This window comes from Chitinophaga dinghuensis (assembly GCF_003259435.1).
GTDB classification, from domain to species: domain Bacteria; phylum Bacteroidota; class Bacteroidia; order Chitinophagales; family Chitinophagaceae; genus Chitinophaga; species Chitinophaga dinghuensis.
Genome location: NZ_QLMA01000007.1, coordinates 230881 through 252426, shown reverse-complemented (window position 1 = coordinate 252426; position 21546 = coordinate 230881). Strand labels below are relative to the sequence as shown.

Here is a 21546-nt window from a genome sequence, read left to right as displayed (position 1 = left end):
CAATTAGTGATACCAGAAAATCCAGGACTTGCCGTCTGTCGCACTTACCATTGCAAAAACTCTGTCCGTCTGTTGCACCATATAGAAGCCGCCTGCATCCCCCATTTTTCGCACCGTATTCTGTGGTGCTGAAACTGGAGATGGAGGGGTTCCTAACGAACCATAGACATTAAAATGAATAAAGCCACTGGCATCCACGGTAGGCGGGCCGTCGAATCCTACGCCGTAGTTGAAGGTGAGACCAGTACCCGCGGAGTTAATAACTATCCAGGGCAGTAGGTCTATATCTTCCTCATATTGAGGCCAGTAACCGATGGAATAATATCTGGAGGTAGCATGTACATTATAGGCATCTTCTACCCCATTGACATGAAAGCCATTGTAGCTTTGCCAATAGGAACCATCCGCCAGCGGGATATTGTACCAGCGCATAGGCGCTTGCTTGTCGACTTGCAGGGGCAATGCGGTTTCTGTGATGGTTGCTTGTTTTCCATCCACTGTACAAGTCATGGAACCATTATTCCAGGTTACATTTTCCAGTTTGGAGAAAGGTAACTGGAGGGTGTCATAAGGATTACTTAATGCAACGCCTGTGAGCGTATAGTAATACCTGCTTGACACCAGTTTGTATTTCCCATTATCCATAAAACCCACCAGCATGTAGTGCGTTTCAGGAGAAAACTGTAAATCGTACTTGGATTCTGCAGTAGATAACCGTTGGAAGAAGGTCAGCATAGACTTCACCTTATCGATGGTATGTGTTGCTTTTCCTTGATAATAGGCGTCCTGTTCTTCTTGTTTGGCTTTTACGAGGTAGGCATAGGTATGATTGAATCTTCCACGTAAACGGATGGTATCGCCGGCTCTGCCATCGAAGGCAAATTCAAAATCCGACTGGAGGCCTACTCCGTCAGGACCGCCGTTTACATTGCCATCGGGGTCGCTGAGTTGATGGAGATAAGAATAAGTATCGAAAAGGATACTTGGTTGTTGTAATGCTTTCAGTCGCCAGCTACTTTCCTTCATAGTAGTAGCGGTGGTGGCATCCATATCGGCAAACATCTGTACCCGGTTGGAGTCCGTGAATTTCATGTAGAAGCTGTATGCTCCGTTTAGTCTAGGGAATACCACCATATTCCAGCCATAAGGGGAACCCATTAGTTCCCGCTGGTACATTTGCAGCGTATCTTTCAGGCGTTGATCAGGGGATTCAGAGAAAACCGGATCTATATCTTTCCTACAAGATCCCAGCGCCATTATACCGACCAGTAAACCGTATACAATTTTTTTCATCCTCAGTCAGTTTAGTAGAGTAATTTTTCAATTTCAGTGCGGGTGCGATTCTGGAGGCTGTAGAAGTCGATATGCCAAACCTTATCGAAGTAATTCACCACAATGGCTTCCTTTGCTCGCAGACTGGCTTTCGCTGTTGCCTGTGGCGTACCGTTGGTACTATTTCCGGCCGGGATACTGTTTACGATCTTATCGAAACCTGCCTTACCTTCTACCAGCATCATGGATATCATCTCCACAAAATCATCGTCAAAACCAGACATGGCATAAGCGGTCACAAACCCATCTCTGTGGGCCGCTGCATCGGAGATATTATTCCAGTTGCCTGTGTAAAGACCCGGCGTTACGCGTTTGAAGTCGACCGGATACATCGTATTCTGATGCAGGATATGTCCGAATTCATGTTCGATCACATGGAACATCTGTTTCACGGTGGCGGAATCAGAGAGTTTATATCCAGGCATTGTTTTCGTACGGAATTCATTGATAAGATAGAGTACTACTTTTCTGCCTCCTTCTGCTGTACCGAGGGTGATGGTACCGTTGGCATTCCAGCTGGCACTGCCTGAGAGGATCAGGAATTTGGGACAATATTTTTTAAAGAAGAGCGAATCTGCTTCAGCGATATAGGTGCTGATCCATACTTTGCGAATGGCTTCCACTACGGGGATGACTTTCTCTTCTTTAGGAGGTACCAGTGTTTTGTTGACTTCAAATTCAAACTGGTCCCATTTGTATTTCACCGCCACATTAAATGGAGCGGTAAGGGAGTCGTACAGGTACTTATCAATCGTACCTTGTTTCCAGGTATCTCCTCCCAGCCCGGGGATATCCTCCACGATGTCCATGGTATCGCGTTTGCTGCAGGCGAACAGGCAGCAGCAGGCGAGTAAAAGCAGGAGTGATTTCAGTTTCAACATAGTATTAGATTGTGGTTGATATAGAATTTATTTCCTGGGATTCAGTTCCAGCCCACTGTTGACGGCCGTCTGCGGTAGCTGAAATACGCGCATGTCATCTCCTGGTTTCAGCTGCAGTACTTTACCATCGAAAGTGTTGTGCGTGATGGTGGCGTCATAGCGCAGCAGATCGAACCAGCGCATGCCCTCCTGTATATATTCTGCGCGTTTGAAATCCAGTATTGTTTTGAGATAGGCCTGACGCACATCTGTAATACGGTAGTAGTTCTGAATTTTTGCCAGTGTGATGGCATGCGTGGTCGAGTTATAATTGGTAATACGTTTGCTGGCGAAGAGATTGAGATCCTTCAGCACAGCATCGTAATTACCAAGCCAGGCATTGGCTTCAGCGCGATTGAACAATACTTCTTCTGTTGTGAAGAGTACGTTCATCGTATAGGGTTGTCCGATAGTGGCGTTTACGGAATTCTTCACGAAATACTCTGTGGCTTTGGGAACGAAGTAGTCCTGGTTGCCATAGTAGTATACCGGATAGGCGAATTTTCCACCGGTAACATTGTCGCCGATGATCTCCATTTCTTTTGCGAAAGAGAGGTCGTAGCGGTACCGGCCCATATAGCGCCCCATGAGGGATTTGGTTTCTACGATGAGCAGGTTGGCATCTTCTGCTGCATTGGAATAGAGATCCCAGATCTGGGCGGGCGACATGGTATTATATCGGGTATTCCACAAGCGCATATGCAATCCCAGCTGATCGGCAGGGAAAGCCTGGTTGGCATAGTAGCCTACTTTCTGATAATCTTTTTTGAACAGGTAGAAGCGGCTGGCGAAAGCATTGGCGGCTACTCTGTTGAAGTGATAGCGACTGACCGTATACGAGTCATCTTTCAGTAGCGGTAATCCTGCCAGCAGATCTTTTTCAATCATCTCATATACATAGGCCACCGTCTTGCGTTGGTAGATTTTATTCACAACTGTTTCCGGTTCTGTCACGTAAGGAATACCCATACTGCTGCCGGCGGTCGCTTCGCTGTATATTGGAGAGAACAGATTCACCAGCATAAAATGCGCATAGGCTCTGGCTACCAGCGCCTCTCCTTTCTGTGCGGTATAAGCGGCCGTATCAGGGGCTTCCGCACAGGCTTTCAGGGCTTGGTTGGCAGCGGCGATCGCCGCGTAGGCCGCCGCCCAATAGGCTTCCGGGGAATCTTCTTCAATGGATTCCACATCGCGGAAGAGGTAACTGTCGCTGTTAGGCCTTTCTGATTGTCCTACGGCTTTATCTTCCACGTTGTCCGACTTTGCTTCGCACATAACGATGTAGCTGGATTGCGGGTAGGAAGTGCCCAATAGTTTAGCCACTTTCGCTGGCGTATCCATGGAAGTCCAGGTACTGTCTGGCTGTTGTTCCAGGAATTTCTTACAGGCGCCGGTAAGCATGAGGCCAGCGGCCAGTATGATAATAGCCTTTGGCTTCCTGGAGCGGTAGAATTTATGCTTCGTAGTAGGATATAATTTCATGGTGCATATTTTTAAAGACCAGCTTTTATGGAAAGCGTGAACTGTTTCTGAATTGGTTGTGCTACCCCGCCGGAATTGAAGAATTCCGGATCTTGTCCTTGCAGTTTTTTATCCGCATAGATCAGCCATGGATTGATGGCAGCGCCGGTAACAGAAAGGCTGTTAAAGCCTATCCATTTCTTTGCTTTGTCGGACGGCAAAGTGTAGGTGAGCGAAACGGTTTTCAGGCGCAGGAAATCACCTTTTGCCACTCTTTCTGTTGAATAGTTGTAATTGTTATATGGATAGCTGCCCCAGATCAGGCTTTGCTCAAATACATCGAGGATAGAGGGAACAGAAGTTTTCTTTTCTTCTCCTGGCATTTCCCATCTGTCGTAGAATTCTCTGGGCATAGCGTCCAGGTCGGAGTAAGCGGTCTTGAATGCAGGATATAATCTGATCTTATTGCCTTGCTGATAAGTCAGAAATACGTTCAGCGAAAGGTTTTTATATCGGAATGTATTAGAGAAACCGCCAGTAATCGGAGGGTCTACCGGTCCTTCATAGACAAGGTGGCCTGTTCTCAGATCCTGGAGGTTTACGTTATTGTTCAGGTCTCCTTTTTCATTGATGAATTCAGGAACGCCGTTATAGTGTGACAGGTCTTCATATTTGAGGGAAAAGAGACTACGTACGGGGTATCCCTGGATGTTGCCTCCTTCTGCTACTACGAGGTCGAAGATGGCCGGGATATTCTTGGCATTGGTGATTTTATTGGTATTGTAACCGAAGGTGACATTTGCTCTCCAGCTAAAATTCTTTTTTCTCACAGGCTCGCCGCCGATCATGATTTCCAAACCTTTGGAATCCATATCGGCGTAGTTGGCGGCCTTGTAGAGTTCACCTCCCACACCGGAGGTTTTGATTTTGCTTATGAGATCAAAACTTTTACGCGTATATGCATCGATAGCCCAGTTAATTCTGCCATTGTACATTCCTCCATCCAGTCCGAGGTTGGTGGTATAGAGTTTCTCCCATGTCAGGTCATCGTTTTGCAGATGTGCCAGTTGAATAACAGATTCTACTTCGGTGAGATGCGGTCTTTTGGTGTTGACTGTCTGAAATACAATATTGGAATTGGTAGCAGGGCCCATGCTGGCGGTGAGGCCATAGCTGGCGCGCAGCGTGAGGTAGTCCAGATTACGGAATGACTGCATAAATTGCTCCTGTTCTATATTCCAGGAAGCGGCGGCGCTGTAAGTAGGCAGCCAGCGGGCTTTCCTGGAGCTACCCAGGCGGTTAGAGCCATCATAACGACCCGTTACAGTAGCATTGTATTTATGATTGTAGGCATAGGTTGCTGTAGCGTAAAAGGCCGCAAAACGGTCATAATCGCGCCCCATCGCATAGTAAGGAAAATTGCTCTCGATAGTCTGCTTCAGGATCTTGTAATCCACGAAAGGAACACCTCCGTTATCATACTGATAACCATAACCTGTATTGCTGGCTGTTTGCCTGTCGGCCGCCTTTACCTGTTGTCCTACCAGTACGTTCAGTTGATGTTTGGTGCGGAAGGTATCGGCATAGTTCAGCCCATTTCTGAAATCATAGTTTACCAGCAGGTCTTCTGTGCGGTTATAGAAACCGCCATAAGGCAGTACGATAACTGGTTGTGCGTCCGGATCATCCGGGTTGCGATAAAGGAACCGGTTATTTTCTGCGATGGTGGCATTGTCTGCGGCACGGTAGGCATTTGCCATATTGGATTTCTCTGTGATCTGATGTTCTCTGGAAGATTTCACATAGCGCATAGCGCCGGTGAATTCGTAGCGAACTTTCTTCGACAGCTTCCACTGCAAATCGCCCTGCAGCCGGAGGTCCATCAGATTCAGATTGATGTAATTATTTTTCAGTTCATTGATGATATTGAACGGTGCATAGTTTCTTCTGAAATATTCCAGGTTACCATCTTCATCGTATGCAGTGAGGGTACGACTGGTATTGAGGGAATAGCTAAAGGGATTGATATCGAAATCACGGTCGTACTTTCCTTCTACCGGGTTACTGCTGCGGGTGAGCGCTCCCGGTGCTTTCTGCTGGCGCACAGATGCCAGGGTAGAGAAATTCGTTGTAAGACGTTCTGAAAGTTTATAGGTATTACGATAATTGAGCGTATATCTGCTTACTTTATCTGCCAGCGTCCAGCCGTTGTCGCTGAAATAGCTGGTAGAGAAATAGGACTGGGAACGATCTGTACCAGAGGAGATACTGAGAGAATGTTCCTGTACGAAGTTATTACGGAATAGCATCCCAAACCAATCAGTGTTGGCATTGGCATAGCGCATCAGGAAGGCCTTTCTGGCTTCAGGCGTATTGGCTACAGGGAAATGGCCGTTTTTATCGGCGTTGAGCTTTTCATATAATTTTCCGAACACCCCATTATCTGCTCTGGAAAGGATATCAGAAGTAAGGATTCCTTTTCTTTCCAGTTCTGCCAGAACGGACATTTGTTGTGCAGAGTTCATGATATTGAAATCGCTGTAACGGGGTTTCAGCTGGGTGCTGAAATTGCCGCTGTAGGCGATCACCGGCCTGCCGGCTTTCCCTTTTTTAGTAGTGATTACCACTACCCCATTCATAGCGCGTGCGCCATACAAAGCAGTAGCGGCGGCATCTTTCAGGATATCGAAACTCTCGATATCGTTGGAGTTCAGTCCTGCCACAGCGGAACCTAGCAATGTAGTTGGGTCTCCGCTGGAGAGCTGATCGTTGCTGATATTGACTACGTCTTCCAGTACAACGCCGTCTACTACCCATAACGGTTTGTTATCGCCATTGATGGAGGTAGCGCCGCGTACGCGTACTTTGGGCGCAGTACCGAAAGTGCCGGAAACGTTCTGTATCGCCACGCCGGCAACGCGTCCTTCCAGCATGCGACTAACATCCGTCATCCCGTCAATTTTCACATCTTCTGCTTTGAGTCGCGTAGCAGCGCCGGAGAATTTACTTTTATCAATGCTTTGAAACCCTGTCACTACCACCTCTTGCAGGTGAGTAGGTTTTTCTTTCAGCACAATGTATTGTGTGCCGGAAGCAAATTGACTGGCATGCATCTCCTCAGATTTATACCCTGTGAAGTTGAGTATCAATACTGCATTGGAAGGAATTTTCTTCAGTTCAAATTCTCCTTTAGCATTAGTGGTAGTGCCGCGGGAAGTACCTTTAACGATAATGGTTACGCCAGGCAGAGGTTCTTTTTTCGCATCCGTTACCACTCCTTTTATATCCGTTGTTCTGGGTTGAATTTGCCAGAGGTTACCGGAAAGTTTGGAGGGAATGTCACTGGGATTTTCTTTTCTGATCACAATACGATCATACATAACGAAAAAAGAGAGCGAGTAAGGAGAAAGGAGTTTATGCAGGAGCACGCCTACTTTCTCATTGTTGGCACTCAGTGTTACTTTATTAGCATTCAGCGCATCGCTGCTGCTGTATACAAAGGATACTTCAGCGACGGAGCTAATTTTCTCCAATGCATCCTTGAGCAACACATCACGTAGTTGGATGGAGATTTTTTTATCCAGTAAATCCTGCTTGGAAGCCTGTACCGACAAGGCCGGCAGTAGTAACAACAAGCAGTAAAAGACGTGTCGGAAATTCTTCAACATAGTTCGGTTTTGAATAGACATTTAAGGGTAATAGGTTCCCGTTCCGGCTCCTCGTGAGAACCGGGCAATAGCGGGTCTTCTGCTATGCAGTTAACTTTTAATCAGATAAAACAGGTAGTCTTATCCGGTGGCGGAAGTGTAAATGTTCATAGTTTTCATAATCAGTCCTTGTTTATAAATACTGGTTGATAAATTCTCAAATAAGCTACTAAACAACATTACAGCCAAACAACATATACATCCATGTGGCGGATGAGAATTGATTTAAGACCTGTTGTAAAGGGCAAAGATTGCCCGCCCCGTAAAATCTTGATAATTTTACAGGTAATAATTTCTGCGTTAAAAATTAATGTCTGCTGCTATTCAAATTTGATTTGAATACATGGCATGGTTAACGCGATTAGACTTTGGTTTTGATCAATGGCTATTTCCACTTTCTAACATATAACCTTTTCCGTCGGCAAGTGCTACAAGTCGGGCCTGATACAATGCAGCCAGATACTCCAACGGAATCCGCACATTCTGATCAATTTTGACATCCAGTTTTATCCTTTGCTGGAGGATATCCGGACTCGCTTTCAGCGACAGATTATACAGGCGTTCCAGATCGCTCAAAATGTTGGCAACGGTTTCTTCTTCGTATAGGAAAATACCGGCTTTCTTTTGTTCATAGAATCGCGCATCTGCAGTACCATCGGCTATTTGGTATTGATTTGAAATGGTGTTCAATACCAGTTTTTTGTTGGCTGTCAGTACAGTGCCAGGCTGTTTTGCATCATGCAGATTACCGGTCACCACTTGTACACTACCTGATATTACTACTACACTGGCGAGGGAATCATTGTCTACATCCATATTAAATGCAGTACCCAGTACAGTCGTTTTCATTACTTTCGAATTAATAATAAATGGATGTGCCGCATCATTCTTCACATCAAAAAAAGCTTCTCCTTGTAAGTCCAGCGTCCTGTTTGTTTTTCCAAAGCTTTTGGCATATTTAATTACAGACCCGCGTTCCAGTTGTACTACAGAGCTATCGGGTAAGGTCAGCGTTTTACGTTCATTGTCTGCGTTGATAGCCAGCATATCTGATCCCAGGGGTTTCATCCAAAACCAGGTAGCTGCGCAGACAAGTAGTAATCCAGCTGCGGCGGCCACTCTCCGGGGATACATGCGGAATATGCCACGGAAACCGCTTTCTTTTATTCCCGCCCGACGATGGATATTTCTCAGCATTTGTCTGGACAACTTTCTATCCAGCGTACTTCGCATCTGCTGTAAATCCATTTGAAAATCTTCTTCGGCTACTGCCTGCAATTCAGAAAGATCCGCACTTTCCAGGTATTCCCTGATCCAGTTCCATTGTGCCAATGACCATTTATCTGAATGCAGTAATTGCTGCAAATAAGCTTTTCTATTCTCCACTATCGTGACGGTTTATACTTTAAATACGCATGGCTTGAAAAAATGGGGGGTCGTTTCCGGGATTTTTTTCAAAAAATATTATATATTTTATTTTTCAATACAACCAACATCAGTTCCCATCAGGGAAATTGAGGAAAAACAGTAACAAGAGAATATATTTTTGTTCACCATTTCGCTGCATATAATCGTTCAACAGGGACATGGCCACCGACAGATGTTCTTTCACGGTATGGCGTGAGATATTTAATTCCTCAGCGGCTTCCGCATAGGTTTTACCTTCCAGTTTACACAGGGTTACAATACTCCGTTTTCGGGGGGATAACTGCTCAATGCCTTTCATAAGGAGTTTAAACTGTTCTTCCTGTACGTGCAGGTTTTCCACTCCTTCCATTCCTTCATCGGACATGGACAGCAGATCTTGGTGCAGCGCGTGCTCCCGCACCTTTTTTCGTATGTGCGATACAGATAGATGAAAGCTGATCACAAACAACCAGCCGCTTACCGACTGATCAGCTTTTAGGTCAAACCGTTTCTCCCACAATTTGCTGAATACCTCTTGCAAGATATCCTGGGCAACAGTTTCTTCTTTTACGAACTTGAAAATATTGCGGTATACCGCCTCATGATATTTCCAATACAGTTCATCAAAAGCAGCAACCTGACTATCCTGTAATTGTTCGATTAATTCGGCATCTTTCATGTTCATATCTCCTCATTTATATGAATCATAGCGCGGAATAAATGTGGCATAAAATAAGGCTCTTCAAATAACATCATAAGTTTTCATGGACCGTACTTACGTGTATAAAATAATAACAAAATATTGTTATTTAATAAATATAATCATATTATCTATATTCATAACCTATTACATTTTGTTTATAAATGGGATATCTGCTAAATATTTTTGCAAAATTTAGCATAGGGATAAAAATGCCTCCAAAAGTTACGTCTGTTGTTTTTGGAGATATATAAACCAAAAATTGCAGCATATTCGTATGAGGTGTTTGTAATTTATTTTTAGGGAGACAACTGCCCCTTTAACTAAATAGGTCAAATAAGGCATAAAGAGATTAACTTGCCATTTCCAAATTTTAACGGATGAAGAAAGGTTTTGTGTTCGGAAAATTTCTCCCTTTTCATAAAGGGCATGAGGCGATGATACGTTTTGCCATAACGCAGTGCGATCATCTTACGGTGTTGATATGCTGCAGCGACCAGGAACAGCTACCCGGGAAGATGCGTAAATCCTGGCTGGATGAGACCTTCGCAGGTATAACGAACCTGGATATACGGATTTTCGAATACGAGGAAGCACTGTTACCCAACAGCTCCGTGTCTTCCGAAACCATATCCGAAATATGGGCGAAAACTTTCAGTCGCCTCCTGCCAGATCATACCCTGTTAATTACCTCCGAACCTTATGGCGAGTATGTAGCCCGTTTCATGGGTATACAACATATCTCTTTCGATCCTTCACGTATACGCGTCCCCGTTAGTGCCAGCGCCATACGCCAGGAACTCACCAATTGGTGGGATTATCTGCCAGACAGTGTAAAGCCGGATTTAAGTTTCAAGGTAGTATTACTGGGTACAGAATCCACTGGCAAAACAACGCTCACCGCTCAATTAGCAGATCACTTCCACGCCACCTACGTGCTGGAAGCCGGCCGCGATCTGATAGACGATTCCAATGAATTTACGATCGACGATCTGTACCTCGTTGCGAACGCACATGCCACTATCATTGATGACGCTTCCCGAGGCAGCAGTCCCCTACTCTTCATCGATACCGATATCCATATCACCATCTCCTATGGCAGATATGCCTTTGATACTGCACTGGAAATTTCTCCGGAAATATTCCGTAAAAACCGCGCAGACCTGTACCTATACCTGAACAATGACGTACCTTATGTACAAGACGGTACGCGCCTCAGTCAGGACGAAAGAAATAAACTGGATATCTTCCACCGAAAAACATTGCAGGATTTTAATATCGCTTACGAAGAAATTACAGGCAACTGGGAAGAAAGATTTGAAAAAGCAGTAGCCCTGACGAATTTGGCTATGCAAAAGAAAATGGAGTGGATAGCGCGACTCGCGTCTCCCAATACTTAAATGCTTTCTTTCTGATAGTTTACAAGAGTCTCTGTTGACGCATCACGAGGTCTGTAAACAAAAAGGAGGCGCATAATGTATGCGCCTCCTTTTTGTTTATCGTTTTGTCTCTGTTACAATTTCATCGACAGCAAGAAGCCAATCGTGAAGTTTGCATCCCAGTCGAATACAAAAGTGTCACAGTTGGTTACATCTTTGATGGCTTTGTAAATGTTCAGACCACTTTTAATTTTGACCTTATCAGACTTATACTGAGCAGGTTCATTCAGCACGGTATAACGCTCTTGTCCATCGCGTACTTCTTTTGCCAGTTCGAAAGGTACTCCGCCAATGATGAAGCAGATTTCACGTTTACCAGCAGGTATTTTCTCTGCCAATGCTTTGATAGAAGCATAAACGGCATCATCTTTCATGTCTTTCTCGTAATATTTAGCACCAGGGCCTTCCAGGGATTTAATGGTATTACCTTCCATCCAGGAAATTTTCGTATTACCAGATCCGATATCCACTACAAATGAGTTTTCATTGTAAGTTGGAGGCAGTACAGATTTCAGGGCGTATTTACCTTCCTGTTCTGCTGTTACCAGGTTTACGATATAACCCATTTTCTTCAGCTCAGCAACAATAGTAGCAGTTTTAGGCTCCTTCTGTGCACCGGAACTGATAACAAAGTGAACGTTGCGGGATTTTACACCTTTATCAAACATAGCGCCGATATAGTCTTTCAGACCCTGGCGAATATCTGCGGTAGTAGCCATCCCTTCGTATACGAATGATTTACCGAAATCTTTGGAAACGATTTCCCAACGTTTTTCTTTGTCGTAGTTAATAACGAAAGAGTTAAAACCAGAAGCGCCCACTTCTACCACACCTTTCATTTCACCATCTACTGGTTTTTCCGGGGTATAGTTGAAGCTACGTCTCTCTGCAGTTTTACCAGCGGCAGATTTAGATTTCTTCGCGTCTTTACTAGCTGTTGGCGTCGTATGTTGCTCTTCGGTATGCGACTCTTCAGATTTAGTGCCGATAGCGTCCAGTTTTCCGGTTTCAGATGCCCAGTAACCAATACCGATAATAGGTATAGCAATGATGAACACTTTAATCGGCCAACGCAATTTGGCCCAGGTTGATTTTCCTTCCATGTTGTGTATTGTACTTTTGGGTTGTTTACGAATTAGTCAAGAATAGAGAAGCCTTTATCTACTTTCTCTTCTGGTTTCAGGTCATAATAAGAGTCGGCCATTTTGCTCACATTCAGCATTTTCAGGTTGCGGTCATCCACTTTACGGATGAACTCTTCCAGTTCGTTCTGTGAAGGCGCGCCGCCCACGGTGATATTATTGTTCTGATCCAGGAAATCGAGGTTGGATCTGATAGAGGCAATGTTCTGGCTGATAGCGCCGGTAGCGGCATTCATCGCTTCCTGGAATACCCAGCCATCTTTGATGTTGAATACTTCTGCCAGTCCATCTGTTGCGTTTTTCATTTTCTGGGTAGCTTCCAGTTTCTTCGCAATGATAGATATACTGCTGTCCAGTGTGCTCACGTAGATGCGTGCAGCGCTTTCGTTATCTTTCAATACTTCCAGCACTTTTGCAAACTGATTGGCATACTGCGCATAGCTTCTGGCATTCTGCTCTTCTGCTTCTCCTTCTTTACCCAAAAGGAAAGCTTTGGTACGGGTTTCTTTTGCATCACGGGCCAGCGCATTGGATTTCTCCATGTTATTGTTCACCGATTCCGTTTTGCTTTTCTCTTCCAGACTAGCCGCTTCCTGTGTGAAACGCTTAGCCAGACCGTATTTCTCTTCTGCCGTTTTCTGAGAAGATTCGCCGCTCTGGATCATGTCTATACGTACGCCATCTACGTTCGCGATTTTGTCTTTCACTCTTTTGAGCGTATCTCTTGCGTCTTTAGACAACAATTGCAAAGATTCGATCGGATTATTGCGGATGATCGCTTTTTCACTTTTGAATAATAAAATGGTTCCCAGTCGGTGTAACACCGCGATAATCCGGGGAGCCAGCATCAGCAATACGATCAGAATGATACTGAAGATGACCAGGAGAATGCTTTTCTGTGCATACTCCAATAATTGAGGCAGGTATTTAAAGAATGCGAATGCTCCGCCCAGCACCAATGCCCAGAAGAAAATGTTGGACATTGTCTTCTTCGCTTCAGGCGTCTGCATTTGAGCGGGAAGGTGGTCTCCCAGTACCTGGAAGATGGGGAGTTGACTTTTTAACTCGGCAGGGATGTTTACCTGCTGCTGTTGTTGTACCATAGGGACTATTAAATTATGTTGCTTTCAATAAGGTCAAGGGCCTTCCTGATATCGGCGATTACTTCTGCTACAGCGTTGTTGCCAATCGCAATTTTATTGTCGATATCCCGGAGTTGCGGTTCATATTTACCGTTGATTTCTCTCAGGTCTTTTTGCTTATTGTCTAACTGTTGGCGCAGTTCATTCAATTTTCGTTCCAATTCCTGAATTTCCGTTACCAGACTCTCTTTTTCCTTTACCTGCTGCTGTTCTACGGATTGTTTTTGCTGTTGCTTCTGGGTCGTTTCGCGGGAAATGATATCCTGCAATTGATCTGCATAGCGTTTACCCGTAGCCGTTAACTTCTCTTTCGTAAGTGTTTTATCTACGTATTTCAGGGAAGTAAATGCCGCTTTGAGCGTGTTGGCATCTACGGCGCCCATTTCTGCGGCTGCATTCCAGACTTCGAAAAAATCCACTCCAGGTTCGTTCAACTTTTCAAGCATCTCCAAAACCTTGATTTTCATCTGTTTCACGTCTGTGGCCGGGGATGCGGTGATGGGCAATGGCGGCGGCGTCTGCGAATAGGTGGCAGGGTTTCTAACCTCAGGGGCGGCAGGAGCAGCGGGTGTTGCGGCGGGCGCACTAGCCTCTGCTGCAGGCTCATCTTCAAAAATCAGTTTCTTCAGACTTTTGAGAATGCCGAATGAGTTTTTTTCTTTCTCCTCGTTCATGAATACAGTTTATAGGATGCTAAAAATAGCAAATTTATTTGTCTGGCAGATGGCTGTATTGTTAATTATCTAGATAAGTTCAACTACCCCCAGCGCATATACGAAGATACAAAAAGCCCTCCAGTTACTCAACTGGAGGGCTTTTTGTAATAGGATGAGAATCAGATTATTGTCTGCCTGGAATTATTTTTCCAAAGATGCGTTGCAATAAATTTAATTTTTCTGTTTCGATTTCTGCACTGCCTTCCAACTGCGTTACTGCTGGAATGGTGTGTCCGGCAGTGGTTTGCAGTCCCTGATCCAGTTGGATATGTACCTGGAAACCGCTATTGGCGCCAGATTGTCCCGCAGTACTTACACGCCCCCGCAACAGCCCGAATTGTTCATAGGGGTAGGCATCCAGCCGAATGAGAACAGGCTGTCCGGGATGAATTTTCCAGACAGCATTGGCGGGAATAGTAACAGTAACTGCCGACACGCTGTTGTCTGTACGGATACTCGCCCGCCCGATCACCACATCCGGGTAACTAAAAAACCAGGCGCCTATAAATAATCCTGCTACCAGGATGGTCATCATAAAAATTCCCCGCCGCACGATCCAGGAGGGCATTTTACCCATGATTTCCTGCACCGGTTCACTACGCAGCTCTTCCAGGGAAGGGTGAATGCCATTACTTTTCACAGGGATAATATGTTCTTGTAAATCTGCCATAAATTATTCTCCCAGTTCCAGTTGATTTTTAACCAATGAAAAATAGTTCCCTTTTTTTGCGCTCAACGTTGCATGTGTGCCTACTTCTACAATGCGGCCTTTCTCCAGCACTACAATCTGATCGGCATGTTTTACGGTACTAAGCCGATGTGCAATCACTACCACTGTTCTACCCTTGAAGAAGCGTTCCAGGTTTTCCATGATAATCCGTTCATTACTGGAATCCAGTGCGCTGGTGGCTTCATCGAAAAACAGGTAAGCAGGATTCTTGTATACGGCCCGGGCAATTTGAATACGTTGCTTCTGCCCTGCGCTGATACCATTTCCGGTATTGCCTAGTTTCGTTTGATAGCCCAGCGGCAGATCTTCGATAAACTCCCGGATATTGGCGGTAGATACGGCTTCTATCAGTTTGTCATTATCCGGATGTTCATCACTGATAGAAATATTCTTCGCGATGGTTCCGGAGAAAATAAAACCATCCTGCATCACACTACCACATTGATGCCGCCACCATTTCGGAGATAGTTCCTGCATATCGGTATCGCCAACGGTGATGATACCTTCTACCGGTGGATAGAATTGCAGCAACATTTTCATCAGTGTGGTTTTACCACTTCCACTGGCGCCTACAATTGCCGTCACCTTACCTTCCGGGATGACCAGATGGATATCCTGTAGGATATAGGGAGACTGCCGTCCGCCGTACTGAAAGGATACACCATCCAGTCGGATATCGCCAAAACTCTTGCCTGTGGAGGCCAGCACCCGATGCCCCTCCAGCTCTTCCTCCTGACGGTTGTGGATTTCTCCAAGGCGGTCCAGACTGATTTTAGCATCCTGGGCGGATTGTACGAAAGTAAGGAGTTGGTCCAGCGGACTATTCATCTGCCCAATGATATAACTGACAGACAACATCATCCCCAGGGTCAGGTGGCCATTCATGACCTCTCTGGCCGTGATGAAAGAAATAAGGATATTTTTTAACTGATGAAAGAAAACTGATCCTACTTGCTGATACTGTCCTAATGCCAGATTCTGGACATTCAGTTTAAACAATCCGGCCTGTACCCGCTCCCATTCCCATCTGCGGGAGGTTTCGCAGTTGTTCAGTTTAATTTCCTGCATGCCTGTTATCATTTCAATCAGCACATTCTCATTTTCACTCATTCCCTGGAATTTCTTGTAATCCAGCGCCTTTCTGCGTTTGAGGAAAAAGAAAATCCATCCGATGGCGGCCGCGCTGAACAATACAAATACCAGCAGGATTTTCAGACTGTAGACCGCCAGTACGATAGTAAATACAATCAGGTTCAGAAAAGAGAACAGGGTAGATAATGTTGTTCCCGTCAGGAAACTTTGAATACGTGTATGATCGCCAATACGCTGATGAATATCCCCGATCATTTTGGAATCAAAATAACGAATCGGGAGCTTCATCAGTTTTATCAGGAAATCAGAGATAATATTGATATTGACGCGGGAATTCATATGCAGCAAGATCCAGCTGCGAATCATTTCTATGGCCGTAGATCCGGCGAACAACAGTAACTGGGATAACAGTACCAGATATACGAAACTGGTATCCTGTCTGTTGATACCGTAGTCCACCAGGCTTTGCGTCAGGAAAGGCAACGTGAGCGAGAGTACGCTGGCCACCAGAATACTTAGAAATAACTGGAAAATATATTTCTTGTAAGGGCGCAGATAATTTGCCAGAAAGCGGAATCCCGTTTTCATCTTTTGCCGTCCTTCTTTAGAATAAAATGCATCAGTAGGTTCCAGCATCAGTACAACCCCTGTATTGCTCTTTCCCTGCCAGCATTTCAGGAAGGTTTCCTTATCTACTTTAACCATTCCATGACCTGGGTCCGCAATCAGGATCTGTTTGTTCTTTGCATGGCGGTCATAGTTTTGCGGTGGTAATACGACAAAGTGCTCCTGGTTCCAATGCAGGATACAAGGCAGATCTACCTGTTCATCCAGTTGTTCGAAACTGATACGCACCGCATTGGTATGAAAACCTATTTTCTCTGCCGCCTCGCTGATACCCAGCAAACTTACTCCTTCTCTGGTAATGTTGGATTGTTGGCGCAGGTATTCCAGGTCATAACTCCGTCCATAATGTTTGGCTACCATGCGCAGGCAGGTAGGTCCACAATCCATGGCGTCCAATTGCTTATAAAATGAGAATCCCATTATTTCGCGGCCGCCTCCATCGCCAGTTGAGAGATATAATATTTTTCCAGGAAATGATACAGGATCAGTTCATGTTTACGTTGCTTTCCTACAAACAGCCGGTTGATGAACATATGGATATGACTGGCTATGATGCTGCCATATTTTTCTGTTCCGTTCCAGCGGGCACGTATCTGTGCGACAGCGCTTAAATTCCCGATGCTACGGGTAGTATAGCAGGCTATCGCTTCTGCAATATCATTTTGTTCATCATCATCCGGGTTCATGAATGACATGATTTCCTGCTGATGTTTGCGATACTTATCATTTAAAGGTTTATTCAGCAGACTAGCGCCACCAAACTCGTCGATAAATCCAGCACGCATGACGGCCAGTAATTTTCGTTTATTGGCGAGGTCAAATCCAAAATCATTCAATAGCATATCCATTCCTCTCAGGCCCAGTTTCCAGCGATAGGCCTCCCCTTCTGCACCTTCCAGCATACCGATGATTCCCAGTACAGCCAAACTGTCCTGGAAGAACATGTCTTCACTGGCCAGGATCGTGTCTCCATATCGCTCTATTTCCCGGATATAGGTATCGCATACTATTTTCTGCACTTGTCCGGCTGTAATAAATGGCTGTAAAGCCTGTTCTATCTCGTGCAACAGAAAATCATTGGCCGCCGGTTGCTTTCTGTTGAGAAAGCGTATACGTATATGCGGCTGCGGATCTGCAAAGCGCAGGAAGAAGGTTTGCTCAAACAGGCCATCCTCCTGCCATTGAGGGATCGTTTCTGCGAAGTAACCGGAAAGCAGTTCCTCTGCAATACGGTTACCACAATAAATTTTCAGGTACAGCCATTCTCCTCCCGGCGCAAAATTCCGTTCCAAGGGTACTTCCGCGGGTGTTTGTACAATGGCTGCCGGCGATACTTTGGACGGCGTAAATGTTACCGGGACTAACATCTCATGCGTATATACATGGCCGTTAGTATCCTTCAACATTCCTGTATTGCCTTCATGAATAAATTCTTTCAGTCGCGCATGTCCGGCTTTTTTGATATGATCTATCAACATATCTACCACCATTGGCTGACGCAGATCCAGCAACAGTTCATTGTCTGCCTCCACCAGGAGTACCTGTTCGGGCAACTGATGTTGCTGCATATAAGCACGGATAAAAGCTGCTCTTTCCACTGGGGTGTCCTGTACCTGTTCTACATCTTTTTTTAGTATCATCCAGGCTTCGCGACAAACAATCAGTTGTTTGTAGGTCACGCGTGGCAGATGCGGGCGATTTGCCAGTATCCCCCATTCCCAGGACAGGTGGGATATCTGCGACTGGTGTTGCAGATCGCAGAGGAATTTATATATAGGAAGACTGTTATTGCTATAGTTGTGGGCAGAACTGAGTCGCGGTATAACGCGTTTATTCAGTCGTTTGCTACGGAGAATAACTTCATTATTTCTGATGCTTACCATCAGATCTGAAACTGGAATCTGGTGTGAATCCGGAACGCCGGAAATACCGATATAAGGAATTTCGTAGGCTCTCAAAACGGGGCGTATCAGCACATTGGCGGCTCTTGCTTCCGGGAAATGGATCACTTCTGCGAAAATCGCATCGGGGATGGTAGCGGCCTCCTCTTCCAGGATTGTTTTCAATTTTTCGCTCAGTTCCGAATCTCCGCTACAGAAGCGTCCGATGAGGTTTGCAGCAGAGGGGCCACCGACCGACTGCAAGGCAAATCGATAATCGCCCTTATCTGCGGCTTCTCCTGATGCTGCATACAGCGCGCCAAACATATAGCAGCTGGCTGCCATAATGAGTTGAGAAGGATCGCCCGTACTTTTCAGATCAGCGGCAGTTATTTCCACGCTTCCCCCGGTACGGAGGAACTGTTCGTATTTCTCCAGGCAGAGTTGTTGCATGGCAGACCAGATAACGGTTGTCTGCGCAGCGCCTCCGCCTGCGGTATCTATATCTTCCACGAACGGCGTATGTACGTTGCCGGTAGCAGCGCCATAGCCGATGCCTGTTTCACTGTCGAGTACCAGGTTCAACGGCACTTCGGCAGCATCGTATCTTTCCCGGAAGCGGTCTATGAAACCGCTCAGGTCTGAAGTTGGGCTTTTCCCATATCCCATACAAAGGGCACTCAGTTCCTGGACCTGTGTCAGTATATGATTCATTAATTGTTCACTGATCGTACAGGTACCCGCTCTGAAAAGGTCTACCTGCAACAGATCTTTCGGCATTTCCAATGGAAAGCTAGCGGCACAGGTATCTTCAATTTCTCTCAGGCGGTTCCTGTTAAAGTCTTGCTGCTGAAAGAGGTTACGCAGCAGCATTAAGGTTTCTCTTAAAGTATGGAGGTCGTCAATGGATAAAAGGCGCTCGGTCAGTTTACGGAGATTATCCGTTTCTGTAATTCTCGGCTCAGTTTCAGCGATCAGGATCTGGGATTGGATTAATTCCCCCACAAATTCCCGGGCATCATTAGGGTCAATCGTATCATCAATGGAGCGGATCAGCGTTACCAGTTGCTCAATCGTACTGCCGGAAGTGGATTGTTCCAGAATCTGCTCAAGGAATGCGGATTCGGTGACAGCGGTGAGCAGATACTTACGGCGGTTATGTGCGATAGAATATTCCGCATAGCGGTATTTTTTACCGCTTTTATAGATACTGTTGTTCGGGAAATAGCGTAGTTGTTGCTTTACCGAAGGCAACTCCTGGATATAGTGGGTAATCTTGGTGAAATAGTCCATATCCAGTCGCACATGCTGGCGACTACCTTCCTCGTCTAAGGTCCAGGAGGTCTGGTCTGTAACCGATCCGGTAGTACAGCCGGCGAAGAGGCCATAGGGCGTGCTGCGGGTGCAGGCTCTCACCCAGTATTTGTACATGGCTTTACGCAGCTTTTCCAGTTTTTTTTCCTGGAATGCAGTAGGTTCTGCGAGGTAGCGATCCAGTTCTTTCAGGAGTTCTCCGGAAGCAATGTGGAGCGCATATAAAAATTCGGGATAAGCTGCTGCCAGTTCTGGTAGTGTTTTCTCCAGGACTGCAGTATAGGAATTCAGAGGATAGAGTGGACTTCTTAAAAGAAATAATCCGGTATGCGTCAATGCCATAGCCATTCCTTTAAAAATGTTTATGAATGAAAATCAGGACAACAAAAAACATTCATCCCAATGCAAGGGAGTATCGTGTTTAAGAGAGAGTACGGCCAATCCTACGCCAGCGCCGCCATCCAGCAGATCCCAGCTATAGTCCCACTCCTTGTCTTTTCCCTGCCATACTCTGATACCATGCTGCGCTTTTTGCTCATCGAAAGAGATAGCTGCTACTGCCTTGCTGTACCAGTGATTAGCAGTATCCAGGAATAGTTGTTCTTTTGTTTCAAACCAGAATTTGCGATAAAAAGCCGCAATACCGCTGGTACCGTGGCATAGGCAGTTGTCGACCACTCCAGCCGTTTCATTAGTATCCCGGCGGGCGCTGTACCGCATGATATTCAATGCTTCTTCTTTCCAGGCTTCCTGGTTAAATGTTTTTCCGCAGAACCAGAGTGTCCAGGCTACGTTCAGATCTCCGTAGCACCAGGCGAGGCGACTATTGGCACTGGAGTATTTCCCATCCAGAATTGCCGGGTACATGCCAGTCAGCGAGGTGGCTGTTACCGGTAGTTTGTTTTGCAGCATAAAACCGATGGTAGCTTTTGCCAGTTGCTCGCATTTTTCTTTTGCAATACCAGCCTGGTAGACTTTAGCGACTACAATCATCGCTGCACAGCTGCCATGGGCGAGGCTGAAGGCATCGGTATATTCTGCTTCTACTCTATCATAGGTAAAGAAAATAGGCAGACTCCTTCCTTTCGGTGTTTCACGTCCTGCATCCCATAGTGAGTTGACCAGGTATTCCAGGTGTTCCTGCACTTCTAATCTGTTGGCCCATGCTACCAGGAAATTGCAGATACCTAGGCTGCCATGCAGGTAGTCATAGCTTTTATAATCGAGGTGATTTTTGCTTTGTTGAATGGTTTCAGAGATAAAGTCATCGATAAGATAATCGATATCCATATCTACGAACTCGTGTCTGTTCAGATGGTCCAGTAGCCAGAATGGGCCGGTATGACCATTACAGAAGGCGAAATTGGGATCTTCTGCGGGGGAATAGCTTTGGTAGATTTTCTCCAGCAAGGCCACCGCATTATCTTTTTCCGGCGCTTCGAACTGTTCATAGTAAAACAGGAACAGTAAGGCGCCCCATGGGCCTTTAAAAAGACTGTTGGCATGTGCAGCGTTGAAATCTTCTTTTTCCAGGACCTGTATCAGGTCTTCGTAGATATTTCGCAGATGTGTATCGATCATATTCATATGTTGGCGGCTGAAAGTGGAACAATAGGGAAAGCAGGGCTTTCCCTATTGGAATAGTGCGGGCAGCCCTATCACTGCCCGCAAATGACAGGTATCGATGCTATCAAGGGATTTGGCAGCAAGGACGGCCTGGAGCTGGGCTAGATGCTCTGCAGGAAGAGATTTGATAAGTATCCTGGCAGAGTGCAGTAGCCAGACCGCCTACCAGTTGATGCTGTTGGTCAGCATTCAACTGAGCGATAGTTTCTTTGCTCAGCAGCAATTTCTTGCTGAGTTCAATTTTTTTCTTTTTCATAGCTTTTAAATTTACAGGTGTTAGAAATGTCTGCCATGGTGAATGGCAGGAAGTT

15 protein-coding genes are annotated in these 21546 nt (G+C 45.6%); 1 reads left to right on the top strand and 14 read right to left on the bottom strand.

All coding sequences use genetic code 11. The features are described from left to right. Positions 1-3: 3 nt before the first annotated feature. From CLV59_RS20925 to CLV59_RS20900, 6 genes are all read right to left on the bottom strand, one after another. Positions 4-1293 carry a DUF4302 domain-containing protein gene (locus tag CLV59_RS20925; protein WP_111594029.1) on the bottom strand — a complete coding sequence of 430 codons (1290 nt, stop codon included), beginning with the start codon at positions 1291-1293 and terminating at the stop codon, positions 4-6. A gap of 11 nt (positions 1294-1304) precedes the next feature. Next, the gene (locus CLV59_RS20920) at positions 1305-2213 is read right to left on the bottom strand and encodes a zinc-binding metallopeptidase (RefSeq protein WP_111594028.1); all 909 of its coding nucleotides are present in this window, start codon (positions 2211-2213) and stop codon (positions 1305-1307) included. A gap of 27 nt (positions 2214-2240) precedes the next feature. Beyond that, complete coding sequence (locus CLV59_RS20915; RefSeq protein WP_170137848.1) at positions 2241-3734, bottom strand: RagB/SusD family nutrient uptake outer membrane protein; 1494 nt, start codon at positions 3732-3734, stop codon at positions 2241-2243. Between the two features lie 11 nt (positions 3735-3745). Beyond that, positions 3746-7381 carry a SusC/RagA family TonB-linked outer membrane protein gene (locus CLV59_RS20910; RefSeq protein ID WP_111594027.1) on the bottom strand — a complete coding sequence of 1212 codons (3636 nt, stop codon included), beginning with the start codon at positions 7379-7381 and terminating at the stop codon, positions 3746-3748. Positions 7382-7798: 417 nt separating this feature from the next. Further along, positions 7799-8806 (bottom strand): FecR family protein, encoded by a 1008-nt coding sequence (locus CLV59_RS20905; protein ID WP_111594026.1) that lies wholly within the window; start codon positions 8804-8806, stop codon positions 7799-7801. A gap of 109 nt (positions 8807-8915) precedes the next feature. Continuing rightward, on the bottom strand, positions 8916-9512 hold the full coding sequence (locus tag CLV59_RS20900; RefSeq protein ID WP_111594025.1) for an RNA polymerase sigma factor: 597 nt from the start codon (positions 9510-9512) through the stop codon (positions 8916-8918). 395 nt (positions 9513-9907) lie between these two features. Between CLV59_RS20900 and CLV59_RS20895 the strand changes: the two genes are divergently transcribed. Further along, positions 9908-10927, top strand: coding sequence for an AAA family ATPase (locus tag CLV59_RS20895; RefSeq protein WP_111594024.1), 1020 nt, complete (start codon positions 9908-9910; stop codon positions 10925-10927). 113 nt (positions 10928-11040) lie between these two features. On the opposite strand, the gene CLV59_RS20890 is transcribed toward CLV59_RS20895, so the two are convergent. From CLV59_RS20890 to CLV59_RS20855, 8 genes are all read right to left on the bottom strand, one after another. Next, entirely contained in the window at positions 11041-12069 is a 1029-nt protein-coding gene (locus CLV59_RS20890; RefSeq protein ID WP_111594023.1) for a hypothetical protein, read from the bottom strand. 32 nt (positions 12070-12101) lie between these two features. Then, positions 12102-13211, bottom strand: coding sequence for a hypothetical protein (locus CLV59_RS20885; protein WP_111594022.1), 1110 nt, complete (start codon positions 13209-13211; stop codon positions 12102-12104). Positions 13212-13219: 8 nt separating this feature from the next. Next, complete coding sequence (locus CLV59_RS20880; RefSeq protein ID WP_111594021.1) at positions 13220-13924, bottom strand: hypothetical protein; 705 nt, start codon at positions 13922-13924, stop codon at positions 13220-13222. A gap of 166 nt (positions 13925-14090) precedes the next feature. Then, positions 14091-14636, bottom strand: a complete 546-nt coding sequence (locus CLV59_RS20875) for a putative HlyD family type I secretion protein (protein WP_111594020.1) — start codon at positions 14634-14636, stop codon at positions 14091-14093. A 3-nt stretch (positions 14637-14639) separates the two neighbouring features. After that, on the bottom strand, positions 14640-16835 hold the full coding sequence (locus CLV59_RS20870; RefSeq protein ID WP_111594019.1) for a peptidase domain-containing ABC transporter: 2196 nt from the start codon (positions 16833-16835) through the stop codon (positions 14640-14642). After that, positions 16835-19951 (bottom strand): lantibiotic dehydratase, encoded by a 3117-nt coding sequence (locus CLV59_RS20865; RefSeq protein ID WP_170137847.1) that lies wholly within the window; start codon positions 19949-19951, stop codon positions 16835-16837. The genes CLV59_RS20870 and CLV59_RS20865 overlap by 1 nt, the downstream gene beginning before the upstream one ends. A 33-nt stretch (positions 19952-19984) precedes the next feature. Beyond that, a complete protein-coding gene (locus CLV59_RS20860) occupies positions 19985-21190 on the bottom strand; it encodes a lanthionine synthetase LanC family protein (protein WP_170137846.1) in 1206 nt (401 codons plus the stop codon). A 109-nt stretch (positions 21191-21299) separates the two neighbouring features. Then, positions 21300-21491 (bottom strand): class I lanthipeptide, encoded by a 192-nt coding sequence (locus CLV59_RS20855; RefSeq protein WP_111594016.1) that lies wholly within the window; start codon positions 21489-21491, stop codon positions 21300-21302. Between the last annotated feature and the right edge of the window lie 55 nt (positions 21492-21546).

Bases quoted from the DNA above. Each gene is read 5' to 3' on its own strand.
- CLV59_RS20870 (WP_111594019.1), bottom strand. From the start codon at position 16,835: ATGGGATTCTCATTTTATAAGCAATTGGACGCCATGGATTGTGGACCT.
- CLV59_RS20890 (WP_111594023.1), bottom strand. From the start codon at position 12,069: ATGGAAGGAAAATCAACCTGGGCCAAATTGCGTTGGCCGATTAAAGTG.
- CLV59_RS20915 (WP_170137848.1), bottom strand. From the start codon at position 3,734: ATGAAATTATATCCTACTACGAAGCATAAATTCTACCGCTCCAGGAAG.
- CLV59_RS20925 (WP_111594029.1), bottom strand. From the start codon at position 1,293: ATGAAAAAAATTGTATACGGTTTACTGGTCGGTATAATGGCGCTGGGA.
- CLV59_RS20885 (WP_111594022.1), bottom strand. From the start codon at position 13,211: ATGGTACAACAACAGCAGCAGGTAAACATCCCTGCCGAGTTAAAAAGT.
- CLV59_RS20865 (WP_170137847.1), bottom strand. From the start codon at position 19,951: ATGGCATTGACGCATACCGGATTATTTCTTTTAAGAAGTCCACTCTAT.
- CLV59_RS20910 (WP_111594027.1), bottom strand. From the start codon at position 7,381: ATGTTGAAGAATTTCCGACACGTCTTTTACTGCTTGTTGTTACTACTG.
- CLV59_RS20860 (WP_170137846.1), bottom strand. From the start codon at position 21,190: ATGATCGATACACATCTGCGAAATATCTACGAAGACCTGATACAGGTC.
- CLV59_RS20895 (WP_111594024.1), top strand. From the start codon at position 9,908: ATGAAGAAAGGTTTTGTGTTCGGAAAATTTCTCCCTTTTCATAAAGGG.
- CLV59_RS20875 (WP_111594020.1), bottom strand. From the start codon at position 14,636: ATGGCAGATTTACAAGAACATATTATCCCTGTGAAAAGTAATGGCATT.
- CLV59_RS20855 (WP_111594016.1), bottom strand. From the start codon at position 21,491: ATGAAAAAGAAAAAAATTGAACTCAGCAAGAAATTGCTGCTGAGCAAA.
- CLV59_RS20880 (WP_111594021.1), bottom strand. From the start codon at position 13,924: ATGAACGAGGAGAAAGAAAAAAACTCATTCGGCATTCTCAAAAGTCTG.
- CLV59_RS20900 (WP_111594025.1), bottom strand. From the start codon at position 9,512: ATGAACATGAAAGATGCCGAATTAATCGAACAATTACAGGATAGTCAG.
- CLV59_RS20920 (WP_111594028.1), bottom strand. From the start codon at position 2,213: ATGTTGAAACTGAAATCACTCCTGCTTTTACTCGCCTGCTGCTGCCTG.